General features: G+C 34.3%; 3 protein-coding genes. 1 reads left to right on the top strand and 2 read right to left on the bottom strand.

Features of this window, described 5'->3' with window-relative positions:
* Positions 1 to 283, bottom strand: a 283-nt coding sequence (locus tag AC1DTM_RS19670; protein ID WP_477000694.1) for a TetR/AcrR family transcriptional regulator, incomplete at its 3' end; no start/stop codon positions are given.
* Between the two features lie 173 nt (positions 284 to 456).
* Between AC1DTM_RS19670 and AC1DTM_RS19665 the strand changes: the two genes are divergently transcribed.
* Positions 457 to 1,905, top strand: coding sequence for a DHA2 family efflux MFS transporter permease subunit (locus AC1DTM_RS19665; RefSeq protein ID WP_016105163.1), 1,449 nt, complete (start codon positions 457 to 459; stop codon positions 1,903 to 1,905).
* 47 nt (positions 1,906 to 1,952) lie between these two features.
* Here the strand turns inward: AC1DTM_RS19665 and ltaS are convergent, their stop codons facing one another.
* Complete coding sequence (gene ltaS, locus AC1DTM_RS19660) at positions 1,953 to 3,926, bottom strand: lipoteichoic acid synthase (RefSeq protein WP_477000693.1); 1,974 nt, start codon at positions 3,924 to 3,926, stop codon at positions 1,953 to 1,955.
* Positions 3,927 to 3,970 lie beyond the last annotated feature (44 nt).

Here is a 3,970-nt window from a genome sequence, read left to right as displayed (position 1 = left end):
ATTGTGTTAGCTTTTGTTTTTCTGATAAATCTTTTGCATGTATTAAATCAGCAATTTTATTTGAAAGTTCATTTGAAATCTCATTCGTGATTTGGTCTAGTAAATCTTGAATATCTTGATAATGTAAGTAAAAGGTAGTCCGATTTAATCCTGCTTTTGTTGCAACTTTCTGAACCGTTAAGCTTGAAATACTAGGATTCTCACATAGGAGAGAAAAAACAGCATTTTTAAACATTTCTCTTGAACGAACTGTACGTGGATCTTCTTTTTTAGGTGTAGACATTTTGAAACTCCTTTATAGATTTTCTCTTTACTTACTCGACAGTGCATACCATCTGTGTCGAGTAGTGAACATTTTCAAAAAAACTGTTCATGGTCAAAGAAAATATATTTTGTTACCATTAATTTTATCGACACATTGTCGATAAATCAAGAAAACAACGAAGGAGTTTACCAATGCAAAAGGAAATATCAGAAAGAAATAAAAAAATTATATTAGTTGTGCTCATTGCCGGCTGTTTTTTATCAACATTAAATCAGACGCTATTAAATGTGGCGATGAGTAATTTGATGGAAGTATTTGATGTTTCGGCTGCAACAGTGCAATGGCTATCGACAGGCTTTATGCTCATAAATGGTGTTCTAGTGCCAATTACAGCATTTTTAATGAAACGATTTACTACAAGGCAGCTATTTATTAGCTCGATGCTCTCTTTGTTTATCGGGACTGTTCTTTGTGCATGCGCCATGAATTTTGGCACTTTGTTAACAGGAAGAATGATTCAAGCAGTTGGCGCAGGAATTATTATGCCACTAATGATGACAGTTATTTTATATTTATACCCTAGTGAAAAGCGTGGCAGTATTATGGGGACCATCGGCTTCGCCATAATTTTTGCGCCAGCCATCGCTCCAACATTATCTGGCTTTATTATTGAATATGTATCATGGAGATGGTTATTTATTGGATTAGCTCCATTTGTATTAATCGTTATTATTCTCGCGCTAAAATATTTAATGAATGTCGCTGAGACAACAAAAGCAAAATTAGATATCGTAAGTGTCATTTTATCAACGATTGGCTTTGGTTGTATTATATTCGGGTTTAGTAGTGCTGGAAGCAAAGGATGGGATCATCCAGTTGTTATTACTACAATTATCATCGGAATAATTGTTACAACGCTATTCTGTTTACGTCAAATAAAGTCTAGCGATCCACTATTAAATTTATCCGTATTTAAATATAAAATTTTCACTCTTACATCAGTCATTAACGTACTCATTACGATGATTATGTATGCTGATTTAATTCTTTTACCGATTTACTTGCAAAATGGACGAGGTTTCACTGCTTTTGAATCCGGTTTACTTCTATTACCTGGCGCTGTAATTAATGCCTTCTTATCACCTATCACAGGTAAAATGTTTGATAAATACGGGGCAAAACCACTCTTTATTACAGGTTTAATATGTATCATTATATCAATGTGGGGTGTAATTGACTTGACCGAATCCACCACTTATATGTATTTAATGGTTCGTACTATTATTCTACGCATTGGACTAAGTTTCATTTCGATGCCTTTAAATACAGCAGGTTTAAACGCTTTACCAAGAGAATTGGGTTCACATGGCTCCGCAGTGAATAATACCGTACGTCAATTAGCTGGTGCTATAGGAACAGCAGTTATTATCACGGTATACACAATTCAATCCACTTCACATGCTTCGCAGTTATCTAGTGAAAATGGAAACATTTCAGTTATGCAAGTAAAGAAATTATCTTCTATCTTCAGCTCAAGTGATGCCTACGCATTTATGTTAGTCTTATCTTTTGTAGCTTTGATTATTGCATGTTTCATGCCTAAAAAAACGGCAATACAAAAATCCGAAAGTAAATCTTAAAACAAAAAAACCTACCCGTATTCCATACGAGTAGGTTTTTTTATTATTTATTTCGTTTCCCCGTCTTCAGTCGTCTTCACTTTCGTTTTATTGTTATCACGATGGTTATAGTTATACTTAGAAGGTTCTACTGGTGTAAATCCTTCTGGTGTGTAGAATCGTAATAAGTCACCGTTAACAACTTGGTCGGAGTATTTTAGTGATTTTTGAACCATTTGTTCATTTTGTTTTATTTCATCTGTAAATTCTACAGGTTTCCCAGTCGCTGTATCATAGTATTTGCCGTTAAGTGCAGTAACTGTTGGGCTTACGTAGTTACCGTTACGGAACGGAACGACTTGTTTATGCTCTGGTGATAATAAATCTGATCCGAATTGGACATAATTTTTCGTATCTGTACCTAGTAAGTGTAATAACGTTGGAAGAACGTCAATTTCTCCGCCGTATTGATGTTGTACGCCGCCTTTCATTCCTGGTACGCGAATGATTAAAGGTACACGTTGTAATTGAGCATTTTCAAATGAGTTCATTTCTTTACCCATTATTTGAGACATTGCTGCACTATGATTATCTGAAATACCGTAATGGTCACCGTACATAACGATAATTGAGTTATCGTATAAACCAGATTGTTTCAAGTAATCAATGAATCCTTTTACAGATTCATCTAAATAGCGTGCTGTTTGGAAGTACGTATCTACTGATGAATCACCTGTTTTCGCTGGTTCAATCGTTGCCTCCGCTTTATCAATCGGATAAGGGAAATGGTTCGATAACGTAATGAACTTCGAATAGAACGGTTGCTTCAACGTTTGTAATAACGGAATTGATTCATTAAAGAACGGTTTATCTTTTAAGCCATAGTTTACTACATCTTTTTCATTCATATCATAGTATGACGCATCAAAGAATTTATTAAAACCAAATGATTTATAAATTTCATCACGGTTCCAGAACGTTTTGTAGTTACCGTGGAACACTGCTGATGTGTATCCTTGTTGACCTAAAATAGCTGGTGCTGATTGATACGTGTTAYGAGCTTTATTTGTAAAAACAGATCCTTGCGGTAATCCAAACATTGAATTCTCTAACATGAACTCCGCATCAGATGTTTTACCCTGTCCTGTTTGATGGAAGAAGTTATCAAAGTATAACGTATTCGCATCTTTTGTAAATGAGTTTAAGAATGGTGTAACCTCTTGACCATTTAGCTTGTAGTTTAGTAAAAAGTTTTGGAATGACTCTAAATGAATATAAATTACGTTCATTCCTTTTCCTTTACCAAAATACTCAGGATTTGGACTTGCATAAGTTGATGTAAGATAGTTTCTAACTTCTGTCATATTATCGCCATCAGCTAATGCTCGTTCTGTTGAAGCTTTCGCACTTTGAATGCCATCATAAATCGTAAAGTTGTACGCCCCTAAATATTTCACGATATAATTGCGGTCAAATGTTCTTGTTAACAATTCAGGACGGTCAGATTCTGCAAGACCTAAGTTAACGCTAAAGAATAAAATACCTGCTACAAATACTAGAGATAATTTATGCTTCGCAACACGAATTGGTTTAGGATTTACAAATTTCGTTGCGACTAAAACAATTAAAATGATTGTATCTAAGAAATATAGTGGATCATATAAGTGTAGCAATGCAAAAATACTACCACCTAAATCTCCAAAGTTATTCGATTGTGTTAATGTCGGGAACGTAATAAAGTCGCTGAAAAAGCGATAATATACTACGTTGGCGTATAAAAGTATAGACATTAGCAAATTAATAATAATTAACCAAATGTAAGCTCGTTTCCCTTTTGCGAATAATGCGAGTCCTAAAAATAGAACTGCTGAGCTTAACGGGTTGAAAAACAGTAAGAACTTTTGGATTGTGTTCGATATCCCTAAATTAAATTCTGTCACATATGCTGCATATGTTTTTAACCAAAGTAAAATAACGGCAAATACGAAAAATCCAAAATGATTACTTAATACTCGTTTACTCTTTAATAAAAATTGTTGCATCTCTCCACCTCTTTTGATCATCCAAGGCTTATTTTATATAAGTC

The sequence above is a fragment of the Bacillus sp. P4_D3 genome, assembly GCF_056401855.1.
This window is presented reverse-complemented; position numbering and strand designations above follow the sequence as displayed.

Coding starts and splice junctions, on each gene's coding strand:
- AC1DTM_RS19665 (WP_016105163.1), top strand. CDS start 457: ATGCAAAAGGAAATATCAGAAAGAAATAAAAAAATTATATTAGTTGTG.